The sequence below is a fragment of the Burkholderia sp. AU32262 genome (assembly GCF_020419985.1).
Taxonomy (GTDB): domain Bacteria; phylum Pseudomonadota; class Gammaproteobacteria; order Burkholderiales; family Burkholderiaceae; genus Burkholderia; species Burkholderia semiarida.
On sequence record NZ_JAIZRS010000036.1, the window covers coordinates 37,613 to 54,220 of the forward strand.

Consider the following 16,608-nt stretch of genomic DNA (forward strand, 5'->3'; position numbering starts at 1 on the left):
TCCTTGTTATTTGCGTTGGCTAGTCAGGAGCCGCGGCCGTGCGTTGCACGGGACGGCCTTCACCGGAGTTATCGGAAGGGATTTGAAAAGCTTTAGGTGCGCGGAGGCTGCCGTCGGGCAAGCGATGCCGGCCGCCCGCCTCACCCGGCAAGCCCCGAGCCGTCGCCGGACGGCCGTCCCCGGATGGCCGTCACACCGCCATCTGCATGATGTCGTTGTAAGCGCTCACCAACTTGTTGCGGACCTGGAGCCCGAACTGGAAGCCGATATTGGCCTTCTGCATGTCGACCATCACGTCGTTCAGCGAGATGTTCGGCGCGCCGACCTCGAACGCCTTCGCCTCGCCGAGCGCGTGCTGCTGGTCGCCGCTGATCTTGTCGAGCGATGCCTTCATCGCGCTCGCGAACGTGCCGGCCGTCGCCGCGCCCGCGCCGGCCAGCGCCGCCGTCGGGCTCGCGACGCCGCCGGACGCCTGCGCGGCCATCGACTGCATCTGTTGCAACACCGAACCGATTCCGCTGACGTTCGCAGTCATGCTGTCCCCAGACATAGAGAAGAGACCCGGACACACCGGGCGACCCGCTGGCGCCGCACCACGCGCACCATGCCGGATCGCGACAAAGGATAGCAGCGCGGTGCGCGTCAAAGCCGCGAAAGTACGGGGGAAACCCCGCTCTTTTCGGTCGATCGGAGTGCGCCGCGGGTCCCGATAATCGCATCGTGTCATTGTCCGCCCGCTCGTCCGAGCGAGCTCAGTCGTCCCGCTCCGGAGAAACTCGACGCATGGATTCGCAGGCCAACTCGCTGATCAACCCAGACGCCCGCGCGGGCCTCAGCCCGGTGCCCGGCGCCGCCGCGGCCGCCGCGTTGCCGGGCGCGGGCGGCGCAGGCGCAGGCGCGGACTTCGGGCTTGGCGGCTTCGCGGAACGCATTCCCGGCATCTCGCGGATGAAGGGCAACCCGAAGCTGCCGTTCGTGATCGCCGTCGCGTTCGCGATCGCCGCGATCACCGCGCTCGTGCTATGGAGCCGGGCGCCCGACTACCGCGTGCTGTACAGCAACCTGTCGGACCGCGACGGCGGCGCGATCATCGCCGCGCTCCAGCAGGCAAACGTTCCCTACAAGTTCGCCGATGCCGGCGGCGCGATCCTCGTGCCGTCGAGCCAGGTGCACGAGACGCGCCTGAAGCTCGCCGCGATGGGGCTGCCCAAGGGCGGCTCGGTCGGCTTCGAGCTGATGGACAACCAGAAATTCGGCATCAGCCAGTTCGCCGAGCAGATCAACTACCAGCGCGCGCTCGAAGGCGAGCTGCAGCGCACCATCGAATCGATCAATGCCGTGCGCGGCGCGCGCGTGCATCTCGCGATTCCGAAGCCGTCGGTGTTCGTGCGCGACAAGGAAGCGCCGAGCGCGTCGGTGTTCGTCGACCTCTACCCGGGCCGCGTGCTCGACGAGGGCCAGGTGCAGGCGATCACGCGGATGGTGTCGTCCGGCGTGCCCGACATGCCGGCCAAGAACGTGACGATCGTCGACCAGGACGGCAACCTGCTGACCCAGACCGCATCCGCTTCCGGCCTCGACGCGAGCCAGCTCAAGTACGTGCAGCAGGTCGAGCACAACACGCAGAAGCGCATCGACGCGATCCTCGCGCCGATCTTCGGCGCCGGCAACGCGCGCTCGCAGGTCAGCGCGGATCTCGATTTCTCGAAGATCGAGCAGACCTCGGAAAGCTACGGCCCGAACGGCACGCCGCAGCAGGCCGCGATCCGCAGCCAGCAGACCAGCAGCGCGACCGAACTCGCGCAGGGCGGCGCGTCGGGCGTGCCGGGCGCGCTGTCGAACACGCCGCCGCAGCCGGCCTCCGCGCCGATCGTCGCCGGCAACGGCCAGAACGCGCCGCAGACCACGCCGGTCAGCGACCGCAAGGACCAGACGACCAACTACGAGCTCGACAAGACGATCCGCCATACCGAACAGCCGATGGGCAGCGTGAAGCGGCTGTCGGTGGCGGTCGTCGTCAACTACCAGCCGGTGGCCGACGCGAAGGGCCACGTGACGATGCAGCCGCTGCCGCCCGCGAAGCTCGCGCAGGTCGAACAGCTCGTGAAGGACGCGATGGGTTACGACGCGAAGCGCGGCGACTCGGTGAACGTCGTGAACAGCGCGTTCTCGACCGTGAGCGACCCGTACGCCGACCTGCCGTGGTGGCGCCAGCCCGACGTGATCGCGATGGCGAAGGAAGCCGCGAAGTGGCTCGGCATCGCGGCGGCCGCGGCGGCGCTCTACTTCATGTTCGTGCGCCCGGCGATGCGCCGCGCGTTCCCGCCGCCCGAGCCGGCCGCGCCGGCGCTCGCGGCGCCGGAGGACACGGTCGCGCTCGACGGCCTGCCCGCGCCGGAGAAGGCGGCGGAGGAAGCCGATCCGCTGCTGCTCGGCTTCGAAAACGAGAAGAACCGCTACGAACGCAACCTCGACTACGCGCGCACGATCGCCCGCCAGGATCCGAAGATCGTCGCCACCGTCGTGAAGAACTGGGTGTCCGATGAACGCTGAAGGCTTGACCAAGAGCGCGCTGCTGCTGATGTCGATCGGCGAGGAAGAGGCCGCGCAGGTATTCAAGTTCCTCGCGCCGCGCGAGGTTCAGAAGATCGGCGTGGCGATGGCCGCGCTGAAGAACGTCACGCGCGAGCAGGTCGAGGACGTGCTGCAGGAGTTCGTGAAGGAAGCCGAGCAGCACACCGCGCTGTCGCTCGATTCGAACGAGTACATCCGCTCGGTGCTGACGAAGGCGCTCGGCGAGGACAAGGCCGGCGTGCTGATCGACCGCATCCTGCAGGGTAGCGACACGAGCGGCATCGAGGGCCTCAAATGGATGGATTCGGCCGCGGTGGCCGAACTGATCAAGAACGAGCATCCGCAGATCATCGCGACGATCCTCGTGCACCTCGACCGCGACCAGGCGTCGGAAATCGCGTCGTGCTTCACCGAACGGCTGCGTAACGACGTGCTGCTGCGGATCGCGACGCTCGACGGCATCCAGCCGGCCGCGCTGCGCGAGCTCGACGACGTGCTCACCGGCCTGCTGTCCGGCAGCGACAACCTGAAGCGCAGCCCGATGGGCGGCATCCGCACCGCGGCCGAGATCCTGAACTTCATGACGAGCGTGCACGAGGAAGGCGTACTCGAAAGCGTGCGCCAGTACGACGCCGATCTCGCGCAGAAGATCATCGACCAGATGTTCGTGTTCGAGAACCTGCTCGACCTCGAGGATCGCGCGATCCAGATGATCCTCAAGGAAGTCGAGTCCGAAACGCTGATCATCGCGCTCAAGGGCGCGCCGCCCGCGCTGCGCCAGAAGTTCCTCGCGAACATGTCGCAGCGCGCGGCCGAACTGCTCGCCGAGGATCTCGACGCGCGCGGCCCGGTACGCGTGTCCGACGTCGAGACGCAGCAGCGCCGCATCCTGCAGATCGTGCGCAACCTCGCCGAGAGCGGCGCGATCGCGATCGGCGGCAAGGCGGAAGACGCCTATGTCTGATTCGGCGAGCGATCGCGTGGGCACCCTCACCGCGTACCAGCGGTGGGAGATGGCGTCGTTCGACCCGCCGCCGCCCCCGCCGCCGCCCGACGACGCGGCGGCCGCTGCGGCCGCGCTCGCCGAGGAGTTGCAGCGCGTGCGCGACGCCGCGCACGCCGAAGGCCATGCGGCCGGCCACGTCGAAGGCCAGGCGCGCGGCTACCAGGCCGGTTTCGAACAGGGCCGCGAACAGGGTTTCGAGGCCGGCCAGGCCGAAGCGCGCGAGCAGGCCGCGCAACTGGCGGCGCTCGCCGCGTCGTTTCGCGAAGCCGTCTCGGCCGTCGAACACGATCTCGCATCCGACCTCGCGCAGCTCGCCCTCGACATCGCGCAGCAGGTCGTGCGCCAGCACGTGAAGCACGACCCGGCCGCGCTGGTCGCCGCCGTGCGCGACGTGCTCGCGGCCGAACCGGCGCTCGCCGGCGCGCCGCATCTCGCGGTGAATCCGGCCGACCTGCCCGTCGTCGAGGCGTATCTGCAGGACGACCTCGACACGCTCGGCTGGAACGTGCGCACCGACGCGTCGATCGAGCGCGGCGGCTGCCGCGCGCACGCCGCGACCGGCGAGGTCGACGCGACGCTGCCCACGCGCTGGCAGCGCGTCGCCGCCGCGATCGGCAAGGTGAGCACGTGGTGACGCGCTCGCCCGACGCGCTCGCGCACGACGGCATGACGCCGCTCGAACGCGAGCTCGCGCTCGCGTCGTTCGGGCCGGCTGCCCCGCACGATCCCGCATTCGACGCCTCGCCGCACGCGGCATCCGAGGCCGCCGGCGCCGCCCCGCGCGCGCCGCACAATCCGCACCTCGCGCACTGGCGCACGCACCTGAACGGGCTCGCCGCGCGCAGCCACCGCGCGCTGCCGCTGCGGCCGTGCGGCCGCCTCACGCGCGCGGCCGGCCTCGTGCTGGAGGCGATCGGGCTGCGCCTGTCGGTCGGCGCCGAATGCACGATCGAACTGCCGCCCGGCAGCACGCTGCCGCACGCGCAAGCCGAAGTCGTCGGCTTCGCCGGCGACCGCCTGTTCCTGATGCCGACCACCGACGTCGCCGGCGTGCTGCCCGGCGCGCGCGTGTGGCCGCTCGAGGCCGCGCCCGTCGCCGATCCGCTCGCGGGCGCGAAGCGGCTGCCGGTCGGCTGGGAAATGCTCGGGCGCGTCGTCGACGCATCGGGCCGCCCGCTCGACGGCCTCGGCCCGCTCGCGTCGAAAGTCGACGCGCCGCTGTCGGCGCCGTCGATCAACCCGCTCGATCGCGAGCCGATCCACCATGTGCTCGACGTCGGCGTGCGCGCGATCAACGCGCTGCTCACCGTCGGCCGCGGCCAGCGGATGGGCCTGTTCGCCGGCTCCGGCGTCGGCAAGTCGGTGCTGCTCGGCACGATGGCGCGCTACACGAGCGCGGAAGTGATCGTGATCGGGCTGATCGGCGAACGCGGCCGCGAAGTGAAGGAATTCATCGAACAGATCCTCGGCGAGGACGGGCTCGCGCGCTCGGTCGTCGTCGCCGCGCCGGCCGACGTGTCGCCGCTGCTGCGGATGCAGGGCGCTGCGTACGCGACGTCGCTCGCCGAGTACTTCCGCGACCAGGGCAAGCACGTGCTGCTGCTGATGGATTCGCTGACGCGCTACGCGATGGCGCAGCGCGAGATCGCGCTGGCGATCGGCGAGCCGCCCGCGACGAAGGGCTATCCGCCGTCGGTGTTCGCGAAGCTGCCCGCGCTCGTCGAGCGCACCGGCAACGGGCCCGAAGGCGGCGGCTCGATCACCGCGTTCTACACGGTGCTGACCGAAGGCGACGACCAGCAGGACCCGATCGCCGATTCGGCGCGCGCGATCCTCGACGGCCACATCGTGCTGTCGCGCGCGCTCGCCGAGGCCGGCCACTATCCGGCAATCGACATCGAGGCGTCGATCAGCCGCGCGATGACCGCGCTGATCGACGAAACGCATCTCGACCACGTGCGGCAGTTCAAGCAGATGCTGTCGCGCTACCAGCGCAATCGCGACCTGATCGCGGTCGGCGCCTACGCACCCGGCCGCGACGCGCAGCTCGACCGCGCGATCGCGCTTTACCCGCGCATCGAGGCCTTCCTGCAGCAGGGCTTTCGCGAATGCGCGCCGTTCGCATCGAGCCTCACCGCGCTCGATGCGCTGTTCGACGCTTACGGAGGCTGATCCCGATGGCCCACGGCTTTCCCCTTCAGTTGCTGCTCGACCGTGCGCAGGAAGACCTCGACTCGGCCGCGAAGCAGCTCGGCACCGCGCAGCGCGACCGCACCGCGGCGGCCGAACAGCTCGACGCGCTGCTGCGCTACCGCGACGAATATCACGCGCGCTTCGCGCAATCCGCGCAGAGCGGGATGCCGGCCGGCAACTGGCGCAATTTCCAGGCGTTCATCGACACGCTCGATGCGGCGATCGCGCAGCAGCGCACCGTGCTCGCCGCGGCCGACGTCCGCATCGACGAGGCGCGCCCGAACTGGCAGCAGAAGAAACGGACCGTCGGCTCGTATGAAATCCTGCAGGCGCGCGGCGTCGCGCAGGAAGCGAAGCGCGACGCCCGGCGCGAACAGCGCGACGCCGACGAACATGCCGCGAAGATCCTGCGCATGCGGGCCGACGCGGCCCGCTCGTCGTAACCGACCACCGCATTCGAACGAGAGAACCGTCATGCCTCCCCTGCCCCTGCTCGGCGCGCTGCTCGACACCGCCGGCGCCGCACTCAAGGCCACCCGCGGCCCGGGCGCGTCCGCCACTGCCAACGATGCGTCGGCTGCCGCGAGCGCCGTGCCGTTCGCGCAGACGCTGAAGCAAAGCGTCACCACGCGCGGCGACACGCCCAGCACCGGTACGCCGGACGTGCCGGCCAAACAGGCTGCGTCGAAGCCGGCCGCCGGTGCGAAGCCGTCCGGCACGGAGGACGACGACGCAACCGACGCCACGGCCGCGAACGCCACCGCCACCGCCAACCCCGATGCCGCCGCGCTCGCGGCTGCCGCGGCCGTGCAGGCGCAACTGCAGGCGCGTCCGGACACCGCGACGCCGGCCGACGCGACGACCGCCGCCGCGGCGGCTGGCGCTGCCGCCGCGCAAAAGACGGCCATGCCGGGCCAGCCGGACGCCGCGGCCACGCTCGCCGACCATGCGACCCAGGACGCAGCCGCCCTGCCAACCGACCCGGCATCGAGCCGCGACGCGCTGCAAGCGGCGCTCGCCAAGCTGACGGGTGGTGCGAACGCGATTGCGATGCCTGCGACCGGCACGAGCGCCGCCGCCACGCCGACGGCGCCGGCCGCGACCACGTCGAACGCCGCCGCGCCGCTCACGCCGAAAGTGCCGACCTTCGACCGTACGCTCGCCGACGCGAAAGGCGCGCTCGCCACCCAGCAGGCGCCGGCCCAGGTCACGCCGCAGACGCTGCAGGCCGACGCGAACGCGCAATCCGGCGCACAGCACGCGCTCGCGGCAGCCGGCAACGCAACCGACCCGGCCGCCAGCGCGACGCTCGCGGCAGGCGCGGCGGCCACCGCCGGCGCGCAGGCGAACCTGCAACTGTCGCCGGCTGCCGGTGCGATCGCCGCCGCGAACGCGCACGCGCTCGCGCCGCACGTCGGCACGGCCGACTGGACGGATGCGCTGAGCCAGAAGGTCGTGTTCCTGTCGAATGCGCACCAGCAGAGCGCCGAGCTGACGCTCAACCCGCCCGATCTCGGGCCACTGCAGGTCGTGCTGCGCGTCGCGGACAATCACGCGCACGCGCTGTTCGTGTCGCAGCACGCGCAGGTGCGCGACGCGGTCGAAGCCGCGCTGCCGAAGCTGCGCGAGGCGATGGAAGCGGGCGGGCTCGGGCTCGGCAGCGCGACCGTCAGCGACGGCGGCCTCGCGTCGCAGCAACAGCAGCAAAACCCGCAGCAGACCTTCGCCGGCGGCCAGCCGTCGCGACGCGGGAACGGCGGACCGTCAGCCGTCGATGCACCCGTCGACGCCGCGCGATCCGCACCGGTCGCCGCACCCGTGAGCCGCGCCGGCCTCGTCGATACGTTTGCCTGAGCATGGTCGCTGCCGTGCGCGCGCCGCGTCTAGCAACCGTGCACCGCCGCGGCCGCCTCGCCGCGCGGCACGCCGCCCTTGCGCGCCGCGGCGATGAAGTCCGCCGCGCGTTCGCCGATCATCACCGACGGCGCATTCGTGTTCCCGCCGACCAGCGTCGGCATCACCGACGCATCCACCACGCGCAATCCGTCGACGCCGCGCACGCGCAGTTGCGGATCGACGACCGCGCGCGCATCCGAGCCCATCCGGCAGGTGCCGACCGGGTGATAGATCGTGTCCGCATGCGCGACGATCGTCGCGCGCAGCTCCGCTTCGCTCTGGTCCGGCCGCGTGTACAGCTCGCGCCCGCCCTGCGACGCCAGCGGCGCCTGCGACAGGATGCGGCGCATCGCCTGCGTGCCGCGCACCAGCAGGTCGAGGTCGCGTGAATCGCTGAAGAAGCGCGGATCGATCAGCGGCGCATCGCGCGCATCGCCGCTCGCGAGCGCGACCGTGCCGCGGCTGAACGGCCGCAGTGCGCACACGTGCAGCGAATAGCCGAAGCCCCAGTGCATCTTGCGGTTGTGATCGTCGACGAGCGCCGTGCAGAAATGCAGTTGCAGGTCGGGACGCTCGAGCGACGGGTCGCTCTTGATGAAGCCGCCGGCCTCCGCGACGTTGCTCGTCATCATCCCCGTGCGGCGCGAGAAATAGCGCACGAGCGCCGGCGTCATCTTCGCGATGCCGCGCAGGCACACGCCGACCAGCTCCGACGAATTCACGCGCGTGTTGATGATGAAGTCGATGTGGTCGATCAGGTTCGCGCCGACGTCCGGCGCATCGTGCACGACCGCGATCCCGTGCCGGCGCAACTGCTCGGCCGGGCCGATCCCCGAACACATCAGCAGTTGCGGCGAATTGAACGCGCCGGCCGACAGGATCACTTCCGCGCGCGCGCCGAGCGTCTCGACCCGCCCGTTGCGCGACACGACGACGCCGACCGCGCGCTTGCCGTCGAAGCCGACGCGCAGCACCGTCGCATCGGTGATCACGTGCAGGTTCGGCCGGTTGCGGCCGTAGATATACGCGCGCGCCACGCTGCAGCGCGCGCCGTCGCGATGCGTGACCTGATAGAAGCCGACGCCTTCCTGCGTCGCGCCGTTGAAATCGTCGTTCAGCGGATAGCCGGCCGCATGCGCGGCCTGGATGAATCGTTCGGAGAACGGATTGCGAAAGCGCAGATCCGACACCGTGAGCGGGCCGTCCGCGCCGTGCCATGCATCCGCGCCGCGCTCGTTGCCTTCCGCGCGGCGGAAATACGGCAGCACGTCCTGCCAGCCCCAGCCCGTCGCGCCCAGTTGCGCCCACTCGTCGTAGTCGCCCGGGTGGCCGCGCGTATAGATCATCGCGTTGATCGCGCTCGAGCCGCCCATCCCGCGCCCGCGCGGCTGGTAACCGCGCCGCCCGCCGAGGCCCGGCTGCGGCACCGTCTCGTAGCCGTAGTTCGTGCCGAGCTTGAACGGCACCAGCGCCGCGATGCCGACCGGCATGTTGACGAGCAGGTTGCGCTCCGTATGCGAGCCGGCCTCGATCAGCGCGATCGTCGCATCGGGGCAGGCATCGGCGAGACGGCCGGCAAGGCTCGCTCCGCCCGAACCTCCGCCCACGATGATGTAGTCGTATTGCATGTCACGTCTCCGTCGTGTCATGGAGGTCGCCCGGCACTGCCGCGCGACCGTGTCTCCTCTTTGGAGGGTCTGTTTGCAGATGGAGCACGCATGCGAATGCCCGAAATCGCTCGTAGGGCAAGGAGCGACGAGCGACGCCGCCATACGCCCCGAAGGAAGTCCCCTTGGGGGATGGGCGATTTCGGGCATTCCCGTGACATGATTTTTTTAATTTGGAGTTGCCACGAGAACGGCCGCTCGCGAGGCGCGCGACGCCGCGAGCGGCCGTTCTCGCGGCAACGCATGCGTGTTCCATCTGCAAACAGACCCTCGGGGCATTGTAGGAATGGCCGTCCCGTGCGCGGCGCGCCGATTCAAGAGCGATTCCTCTAAACGCCCGCGTGAACTAAATTTAAGATGTGTCGATGCGCTTCGCGCGATGCACCGGCCACGAGAAGCCGATTCGTCGCGAAACGGGAGGAATGACGATGCAGCGCCAGATCCTGCAGGCCGCGTGCCGACCGGGTGATCCAGAGGTCAAGCGCGCGGCCCGCATTTCATTTCAAACGGCGGCCCGCGCGACGCTGCGCGGCGTGATGCGCGCCCTCGGTCGAAATCGAACGGCGCGTGTCGTCGCCGACCGTTTGGACGGTGTCTCGGCGCCGTCGCACGATGCGCGGCGACACGCCGTCACGGCCCCGTCGCGCGACGCTGCCGCGGTGCACCGGCACACGCTCGCAAGACGGCGTCGCGTGCCCGCGCGTCACCGCATCGGGCCGTGCGCGCGTGCCGTGCGGCACGACTTTCGGACACGGACACCGTCGCGCGGATACGACGCCGGCCGCATGCATCAACCGGTTTTCGAGCACCCGTCGCATCCGGCCCCGTGCCGCGCGACACGCATCACCCGATCCGCGTCGCCGCGCTCGCCGAGCGTGAGGCGTGACGGCCGGCCGACCAGCCAGGCCCAACTGGAGGAGACGACATGAAGAACGACCTGCCCGAACTGGCTCCGCAAGCACGCCCGTCGGTCGATGCGCTGACGTCGCTGCTGCACGACCAGCGCGCGGCGTACCTGCGCGCACCGTACCCGGCGTGGGACACGCGTGCGCAGCACCTGCGCGCGCTGCGCACGATGCTGATCGACCACGCGGATGCGCTCGCCGACGCGATCAGCGCCGATTTCGGCCATCGCGCAAAGCAGGAAGTGCTGCTGTCGGAAATCTGGATGGCGAAGGAAGAGATCGACGACGCGCTGAAGCACGGCAAGCGCTGGATGAAGCCGATCCGCAAGCCGATGAACAAATGGCTGCGCCCGGCGCGCGCGAAGGTCGTGCCGCAGCCGCTCGGCGTGGTCGGCATCGTCGTGCCGTGGAACTACCCGGTGCTGCTCGCGGCCGGCCCGCTGATCTGCGCGCTCGCCGCCGGCAACCGCGCGATCATCAAGATGTCCGAACTGACGCCGCGCACGTCGGCGCTGTTCGAGCAGCTCATCGGCAAGACCTTCACGCGCGACCACGTCGCGGTCGTCAACGGCGACGCGGAGGTCGGCGCCGCATTCAGCGCGCTGCCGTTCGACCATCTGCTGTTTACCGGCTCCACGCAGGTCGGCCGCCACGTGATGCGCGCGGCCGCCGACAACCTCACGCCCGTCACGCTCGAGCTCGGCGGCAAGTCGCCGGCGATCATCGGCCCGAATGCGCGCTTCGACGCGGCCGTCGACGCGATCGTCGCCGGCAAGACGCTGAACGCCGGCCAGACCTGCATCGCGCCCGACTACGTGCTGCTGCCGCGCGGGATGGAAGGCGCGTTCATCGAACGCGCGCGAACCCGCTTCGCGAAGCTGTATCCGGATCTGTCGGCCAACGGCGACTACACGACGATCGTGTCGCCGCGCCACTACGCACGCCTGCAGCAACTCGCGAGCGACGCGCAGGCGGGCGGCGCGCAGTTGCATCCGCTGTCCGACGCGCAGTCCGATCCCGTGTCGCGCCGCTTCGTGCCGTGCGCGCTCACGCGGGTGCCGGCCGCATCGCAACTGATGCAGGAGGAAATCTTCGGGCCGCTGCTGCCGCTCGTGCCGTACGAACGGCTCGACGAAGCGATCGCATACGTCAACGCGCGCCCGCGTCCGCTTGCGCTGTACCTGTTCGACGAGGATGGCGGCACGATCGACCGCGTGATGCACGAAACGATCTCCGGCGGCGTAACGGTCAACGAAACGCTGATGCACATCGCGTGCGGCAGCTTGCCGTTCGGCGGCGTCGGCGCGAGCGGCATGGGCGCGTATCACGGCTACGACGGCTTCGTGACGTTCTCGAAGATGAAGCCCGTGCTCACGCAGGCGCGGCTGAACGCGCGCAACCTGCTCGCGCCGCCATACGGCAAGCGCTTCGCCGCGCTGATCAAGCTGATGCTGAAGTTCTGAGGTAGACGGGCCGCGCGCGTCGCGCCGCGGCCCTTGCCGCACGGCATGGGATGCCGCGCACGCAGCCGTCGTCCATCACACGGGCCAGAGCGGCCCTTCCTGCATCGCGCCGATCTGCTCGCGCAATTCGAGCACGCGCGCTTCCCAGTAACGATGCGTGTTGAACCACGGGAACGCGGCCGGAAACGCCGGGTCGTCCCAGCGCCGCGCGAGCCACGCCGCGTAGTGGATCAGCCGCAGCGTCCGCAGCGCTTCGACCAGATGCAGCTCGCGCGGGTCGAATTCGCAGAAATCCTCGTAGCCGGCGAGCAGGTCCGCCAGCGCGCGCGACGCGCCTTCGCGATCGCCCGGCAGCAGCAGCCACAGATCCTGAACGGCCGGCGCCATCCGGCTGTCGTCGAAGTCGACGAAATGCGGGCCGGCATCGGTCCACAGCACGTTGCTCGGATGACAGTCGCCGTGCGTGCGCAGCAGGCGGATCTCGCCCGCGCGCTCGAACGCGGCCTCGACGCCTTCGAGCGCGAGTGCGACCGCGGTCTCGTACGCCGGCCTTACGTCATCCGGAATGAAATCGTGCGCGAGCAGGTAGTCGCGCGGCTCGTAGCCGAACGTACCGATGTCGAGCACGGGACGCGCGACATACGGCTGCGTCGCGCCGACCGCATGAATGCGGCCGATGAAGCGGCCGAGCCATTCGAGCGTGTCGCTGCGGTCGAGATCGGGTGCGCGGCCGCCGCGCCGCTCGAAGATCGAGAAGCGGAAGCCGTCGAACGCGTGCAGCGTGCGGCCGTCGAAGGCTCGCGCGGGCACCGCCGGAATCTCGCGCGCGGCGAGTTCGGCGACGAACGCATGCTCTTCGAGGATCGCGTCGTCCGACCAGCGCGCCGGGCGATAGAACTTCGCGACGACCGGCGGGCCGTCTTCGATACCGACCTGGTAGACGCGGTTTTCGTAGCTGTTGAGGGCGAGCAGGCGCCCGTCGGTGCGCAGGCCGGCCGGCATCAGCACGCTGTCGAGCGCGTCGAGCACGCACTCGGGCGTGAGGCCGGCGAACGGCGGGCTGGCGGGAGAAGCGGGAGCGGAAGTGGTGTCGGTCATGCCCCGCATTGTGCCGCCAGCCGGACCGAAAGACGAGCGTCCGGTACGAGCGTCCTTAGTGAAGCGCCGCGCCGGCCGGCAAGACGGATTCGCCGGTATCGATCAGGTCCTCGAGAAAGAACGGCTCGGTGTTGAGTTCTTTCGACTCACCCGGCACGCCCGCGTACCAGGTCACCATGGCCATGTCGCCCAGGATGCGCTGGACGATGCCGCGCGCGCCCTTCGGCACCGCGATATGGGTAGTGCAGACGATCGACCCGATATGCATGATGGTTCCCCACTCTTGAATCTTGAAACCCGGCCCGCTGGCGAGCCGGCAAATGCACGATCCGCGCCGCTCTCGGCGGAGCGTTGCGCGTGATCCCATTGTTCACGGTTTATCGAAGCGCGAAAAGAAGAAGAAGCGGGCGAAGTGCCGCGAATTCGTCGAATGTCTCCAATCAACCACTGCGCCGGGCACGCACTTGCCCGCCCGGTTACCCCCATCATACCCTGTCGAATGCGGCTGCCTACCGAAACCGTCCGGCGCCGCCGCGCACGCGCGATCGACGCAACGCGCGTCCCGTTTCGCTTGCGCCGCGCGGGATCGTCGGAACACGCCCGCGATCGGCGCTGACATCACCTCGCGCGCGTCGCTTGCCGATCGCCTTCTTCCGGTCGTCGAAAGCTTGCATGCGCATCGGCCAGCGAGCCGGCGCCGTCTTGCATCGCCCCACCCGCGATGCGCCGCCGCCGACAGCAGTTGCGTTCGACGGCTGCCTTGCGGTACCTTTGGCTTTCATTCGCGTTCAATCGCATTCCGACACGATGCATCCGCTCACGTCCGCCCGCGCAACATCCCGGCCGCAGTTCGACTCGCGGCCGCGGGCGTGCGTGCATCCGTCGGTCCTTCCTCCTCCTGTCGCACCGCCGCGCGTCTGCGCCGCGCCGCCCCCGCCGGTGGCACGCGCCGGCTGACTCGCCGGCTTCTTCGTCTTCCATTCGCCCCGTTGTCTGCACGTGCGTGCGCCATGACGCACGGCACGTTGCCGCGCGCGGATGGAACGTTTCGATCCGTTCGACAGGTGGATTCACATGGTTTCGTTCAAACGTGCGCTTGCCGCGCATGGCGCGACGTCGCTCTTCGTGCTGCTGTGGAGCAGCGGCGCGATCTTCGCTGAACTCGGTTTGCGGCACGCCTCCGCGTTCGCCTTTCTCACTGCCCGTTTCGCGCTCGCCTCGCTCGTCCTGCTCGTGCTGGCGTTCATGCGCAAACGCTGGCTGCCGCCGCGCGGCGAGCGGCGCATGGCCGCGCTGACCGGATTGCTGATGATGGGCGGCTATTCGATCTTCTATCTGCTCGCGCTCGAGCGCGGCATCGCGCCCGGCGTGCTCGCGACGATCCTCGGCGTGCAGCCGATCCTCACGCTCGCGATCGTCGAGCGGCGCTGGCAGCCGGCGCGCATCGCGGGGCTCGCGCTGTCGCTCGCGGGCCTCGCGCTCGTCGTCGGTCGCGGCGTGAGCGGCGGGACGGGCGGCCTGTCGGCGGCCGGCATCGCGTGCGCGCTCACGGCGCTCGTCGCGCTGACCGTCGGCTCGCTGCTGCAAAAGCGCGTGCGCGCGGCGCCCGCCGACGTGCTGCCGATGCAGAACGCGATCGGCCTCGCGCTGTGCGTCGCGATCGTGCCGTTCCGGCCGGTGTCGTTCGAGCTGAACTGGGCGTTCGTCGTGCCGCTGCTGTGGCTCGGCATCGTGATTTCGGTGATCGCGCAACTGCTGTTCTACCGATTGATGCAGCGCGCCGATCTCGTGAACGTGACGAGCCTGTTCTATCTCGTGCCGGTCGTCACCACGCTGATGGATGCCGCGTGGCTCGGCAACCGGCCCGAGCCGCTCGCGCTCGCCGGCATGGGCGCGATCATCGCCGGGCTCGCGCTCGTGTTCCGCGCGCCGGCCGGCCGCCCGCAATCCGACCGCGCGTGAGCGGGCCGGCCGCCGCGCCCGCGGGTGCGGCGGCCCGTATCGGACACATACGACGATTCCGCGAAAATCGAAAGGAACGGGAAAGATGCGTGCAAGGCGTTCGTCTTGTTCGCACGAAAAATGCGGGATTCCCGGGGCTTTCCGCTGATTTTTAATGGTTCGGATAGCGAAAAACGCCGCCGGTTGCCTATACTCGAATGGACCGGCCTGCTCGTAACGGGCCGGACCAATTAGAAACACCCGGCATGGGGCCGGGGTGAGCGCGCGCGTGCCGGCTTCGGCCGATATCCCGCAGGGATGGAGCCGCCAAGGCACGCACTGAAGCGCTCACTTCGGCCGACACTGGAGACACGCATGACGACCTATTTCACGATCGGCGACTTCATCCTGTTGATTCCGATGGCGCTGGCCGGAGCGCTATTTCTCGGCGCGGTGCCGTGCGCCACCCAGTTCCGTCACAACCTGCTGCGCGTACTCGGCGTCATTCTCGGCGTCGGCGTCGCGGTATTGCTCGTTGAAGGCCTGCCCGCGCTGATCTAGCGCCACCGCCGTGCGCGACACACCTCGCTGCACGGCAGCGAGGTGACGCACTGCCTGCGCGTCGACGATACGGCGCGCGATGTTTCGCATGCCGTATCGAGTTCCGGTCAGATCGCCTGATCGGTGGACGGCTTTTCCCACAGATTGATGCCGCCTTCCGTCGCGTAGCGATCGATCTCCGCGAGCTCCTCCGCCGAGAATTCGAGGTTCTTCAACGCACCGACGTTCTCGCGCACCTGCTCCGCCCGGCTCGCGCCGATCAGCGCGGACGTCACGCGGCCGTCACGCAGCACCCACGCCAGCGCCATCTGCGCGAGGCTCTGCCCGCGCCGTTCGGCGATTGCGTTGAGCTTGCGTACATGCTCGAGGTTGTCCGCGCTCAGGTGCTCCTGCTTCAGCGAGCCGCCACCCGGCTTGTTCACGCGCGCGTCGGCCGGCACGCCGTTCAGGTACTTCGACGTGAGCAAGCCCTGCGCGAGCGGCGTGAACGCGATGCTGCCCGCGCCGACGTCGTCGAGCGTGCCGAGCAGGTCGCGCTCGATCCAGCGGTTCAGCAGGTTGTACGACGGCTGGTGAATCAGCAGCGGCACCTTGTACTGCGCGAGCAGGTCGGCCATCTCGCGCGTCTTCGCGGCCGAATACGACGAGATGCCGATGTAGAGCGCCTTGCCCTGCTGCACGGCCGATGCCAGCGCGCCCGCCGTTTCCTCGAGCGGCGTATGCGCGTCGAAACGGTGCGAATAGAAGATGTCGACGTAGTCGAGCCCCATCCGCTGCAGACTCTGATCGAGGCTCGCGAGCACGTACTTGCGCGAGCCGCCGCCGCTGCCGTACGGGCCCGGCCACATGTCCCAGCCGGCTTTCGTCGAGATCAGCAGCTCGTCGCGATACGGCCGGAAATCCTCCTTCAGCAGCCGGCCGAAGTTGGTTTCGGCGCTGCCGTACGGCGGCCCGTAGTTGTTCGCGAGGTCGAAATGGTTGATGCCGAGATCGAACGCGGTGCGCAGGATCTCGCGCTGCGTCGAGATCGGCGTCGAATCGCCGAAGTTGTGCCACAGGCCGAGCGACAGGGCGGGCAGTTTGAGCCCTGATTTGCCGCAGGTACGGTATTGCATGTCGGCATAACGTTCGGAAGCTGCTTCGTAGGCCATGAGTCTGTTCCGTCAGGACATCGGGGGAAGGGACGCGCGCCGGCCGCGCCGATGGCGCGACGGCGGCGAAGGAGTCATACGACGACTATGGTAGCGAAAGCGGCCGAATCGCGCACGGCGGCACGGCGATGGACGCGACCGCGGCGCTCGCCT

15 protein-coding genes are annotated in these 16,608 nt (G+C 69.6%); 10 read left to right on the forward strand and 5 right to left on the reverse strand.

Annotation, left to right across the window (positions count from 1 at the left end; genetic code table 11):
- Positions 1-190: 190 nt before the first annotated feature.
- Complete coding sequence (gene fliE / locus LGN10_RS30165) at positions 191-535, reverse strand: flagellar hook-basal body complex protein FliE (protein ID WP_059583964.1); 345 nt, start codon at positions 533-535, stop codon at positions 191-193.
- 248 nt (positions 536-783) lie between these two features.
- Between fliE and fliF the strand changes: the two genes are divergently transcribed.
- Genes fliF through LGN10_RS30195 form a run of 6 tightly spaced genes read left to right on the forward strand, consistent with a single transcriptional unit; the run spans position 784 to position 7,627 of the window.
- Positions 784-2,553: a flagellar basal-body MS-ring/collar protein FliF gene (fliF, locus tag LGN10_RS30170; RefSeq protein WP_059583966.1), complete on the forward strand. Its 1,770-nt coding sequence runs from the start codon at positions 784-786 to the stop codon at positions 2,551-2,553.
- Positions 2,543-3,538 carry a flagellar motor switch protein FliG gene (fliG, locus tag LGN10_RS30175; RefSeq protein WP_050014223.1) on the forward strand — a complete coding sequence of 332 codons (996 nt, stop codon included), beginning with the start codon at positions 2,543-2,545 and terminating at the stop codon, positions 3,536-3,538. Before fliF ends, fliG begins: the two co-directional genes overlap by 11 nt.
- Entirely contained in the window at positions 3,531-4,214 is a 684-nt protein-coding gene (gene fliH / locus LGN10_RS30180) for a flagellar assembly protein FliH (RefSeq protein ID WP_059583968.1), read from the forward strand. The genes fliG and fliH overlap by 8 nt, the downstream gene beginning before the upstream one ends.
- 32 nt (positions 4,215-4,246) lie before the next feature.
- Entirely contained in the window at positions 4,247-5,752 is a 1,506-nt protein-coding gene (fliI, locus tag LGN10_RS30185; protein WP_264160265.1) for a flagellar protein export ATPase FliI, read from the forward strand.
- Between the two features lie 5 nt (positions 5,753-5,757).
- Positions 5,758-6,216: a flagellar export protein FliJ gene (gene fliJ / locus LGN10_RS30190; RefSeq protein ID WP_059583972.1), complete on the forward strand. Its 459-nt coding sequence runs from the start codon at positions 5,758-5,760 to the stop codon at positions 6,214-6,216.
- Between the two features lie 31 nt (positions 6,217-6,247).
- Positions 6,248-7,627 carry a flagellar hook-length control protein FliK gene (locus LGN10_RS30195; protein ID WP_226225966.1) on the forward strand — a complete coding sequence of 460 codons (1,380 nt, stop codon included), beginning with the start codon at positions 6,248-6,250 and terminating at the stop codon, positions 7,625-7,627.
- A gap of 29 nt (positions 7,628-7,656) precedes the next feature.
- Here LGN10_RS30195 and LGN10_RS30200 read toward each other — a convergent pair whose 3' ends face one another.
- The gene (locus tag LGN10_RS30200; protein ID WP_226225967.1) at positions 7,657-9,297 is read right to left on the reverse strand and encodes a GMC family oxidoreductase; all 1,641 of its coding nucleotides are present in this window, start codon (positions 9,295-9,297) and stop codon (positions 7,657-7,659) included.
- 467 nt (positions 9,298-9,764) lie between these two features.
- Between LGN10_RS30200 and LGN10_RS30205 the strand changes: the two genes are divergently transcribed.
- Complete coding sequence (locus LGN10_RS30205; RefSeq protein ID WP_226225968.1) at positions 9,765-10,265, forward strand: hypothetical protein; 501 nt, start codon at positions 9,765-9,767, stop codon at positions 10,263-10,265.
- Complete coding sequence (locus LGN10_RS30210) at positions 10,262-11,704, forward strand: coniferyl aldehyde dehydrogenase (RefSeq protein WP_226225969.1); 1,443 nt, start codon at positions 10,262-10,264, stop codon at positions 11,702-11,704. Before LGN10_RS30205 ends, LGN10_RS30210 begins: the two co-directional genes overlap by 4 nt.
- A 75-nt stretch (positions 11,705-11,779) precedes the next feature.
- Here LGN10_RS30210 and LGN10_RS30215 read toward each other — a convergent pair whose 3' ends face one another.
- Together LGN10_RS30215 and LGN10_RS30220 are read right to left on the reverse strand one after the other, a co-directional pair.
- Positions 11,780-12,811 (reverse strand): serine/threonine protein kinase, encoded by a 1,032-nt coding sequence (locus tag LGN10_RS30215; protein ID WP_226225970.1) that lies wholly within the window; start codon positions 12,809-12,811, stop codon positions 11,780-11,782.
- A gap of 46 nt (positions 12,812-12,857) precedes the next feature.
- Positions 12,858-13,070, reverse strand: coding sequence for a hypothetical protein (locus LGN10_RS30220; protein WP_006477514.1), 213 nt, complete (start codon positions 13,068-13,070; stop codon positions 12,858-12,860).
- Positions 13,071-13,876: 806 nt separating this feature from the next.
- On the opposite strand from LGN10_RS30220, the gene LGN10_RS30225 reads away from it, so the two are divergent.
- Both LGN10_RS30225 and LGN10_RS30230 read left to right on the forward strand, forming a co-directional pair.
- Positions 13,877-14,764 (forward strand): DMT family transporter, encoded by an 888-nt coding sequence (locus LGN10_RS30225; RefSeq protein ID WP_226225971.1) that lies wholly within the window; start codon positions 13,877-13,879, stop codon positions 14,762-14,764.
- Positions 14,765-15,118: 354 nt separating this feature from the next.
- Positions 15,119-15,304, forward strand: coding sequence for a hypothetical protein (locus LGN10_RS30230; RefSeq protein WP_006482800.1), 186 nt, complete (start codon positions 15,119-15,121; stop codon positions 15,302-15,304).
- 107 nt (positions 15,305-15,411) lie between these two features.
- On the opposite strand, the gene mgrA is transcribed toward LGN10_RS30230, so the two are convergent.
- On the reverse strand, positions 15,412-16,455 hold the full coding sequence (gene mgrA, locus LGN10_RS30235; RefSeq protein WP_060312242.1) for an L-glyceraldehyde 3-phosphate reductase: 1,044 nt from the start codon (positions 16,453-16,455) through the stop codon (positions 15,412-15,414).
- Between the last annotated feature and the right edge of the window lie 153 nt (positions 16,456-16,608).

Excerpts from the sequence above, each read along its gene's own strand:
- fliE (WP_059583964.1), bottom strand. The coding sequence starts at position 535 with ATGACTGCGAACGTCAGCGGAATCGGTTCGGTGTTGCAACAGATGCAG.
- fliF (WP_059583966.1), top strand. The coding sequence starts at position 784 with ATGGATTCGCAGGCCAACTCGCTGATCAACCCAGACGCCCGCGCGGGC.
- fliG (WP_050014223.1), top strand. The coding sequence starts at position 2,543 with ATGAACGCTGAAGGCTTGACCAAGAGCGCGCTGCTGCTGATGTCGATC.
- fliH (WP_059583968.1), top strand. The coding sequence starts at position 3,531 with ATGTCTGATTCGGCGAGCGATCGCGTGGGCACCCTCACCGCGTACCAG.
- fliI (WP_264160265.1), top strand. The coding sequence starts at position 4,247 with ATGACGCCGCTCGAACGCGAGCTCGCGCTCGCGTCGTTCGGGCCGGCT.
- fliJ (WP_059583972.1), top strand. The coding sequence starts at position 5,758 with ATGGCCCACGGCTTTCCCCTTCAGTTGCTGCTCGACCGTGCGCAGGAA.
- LGN10_RS30195 (WP_226225966.1), top strand. The coding sequence starts at position 6,248 with ATGCCTCCCCTGCCCCTGCTCGGCGCGCTGCTCGACACCGCCGGCGCC.
- LGN10_RS30200 (WP_226225967.1), bottom strand. The coding sequence starts at position 9,297 with ATGCAATACGACTACATCATCGTGGGCGGAGGTTCGGGCGGAGCGAGC.
- LGN10_RS30205 (WP_226225968.1), top strand. The coding sequence starts at position 9,765 with ATGCAGCGCCAGATCCTGCAGGCCGCGTGCCGACCGGGTGATCCAGAG.
- LGN10_RS30210 (WP_226225969.1), top strand. The coding sequence starts at position 10,262 with ATGAAGAACGACCTGCCCGAACTGGCTCCGCAAGCACGCCCGTCGGTC.
- LGN10_RS30215 (WP_226225970.1), bottom strand. The coding sequence starts at position 12,811 with ATGCGGGGCATGACCGACACCACTTCCGCTCCCGCTTCTCCCGCCAGC.
- LGN10_RS30220 (WP_006477514.1), bottom strand. The coding sequence starts at position 13,070 with ATGCATATCGGGTCGATCGTCTGCACTACCCATATCGCGGTGCCGAAG.
- LGN10_RS30225 (WP_226225971.1), top strand. The coding sequence starts at position 13,877 with ATGGTTTCGTTCAAACGTGCGCTTGCCGCGCATGGCGCGACGTCGCTC.
- LGN10_RS30230 (WP_006482800.1), top strand. The coding sequence starts at position 15,119 with ATGACGACCTATTTCACGATCGGCGACTTCATCCTGTTGATTCCGATG.
- mgrA (WP_060312242.1), bottom strand. The coding sequence starts at position 16,455 with ATGGCCTACGAAGCAGCTTCCGAACGTTATGCCGACATGCAATACCGT.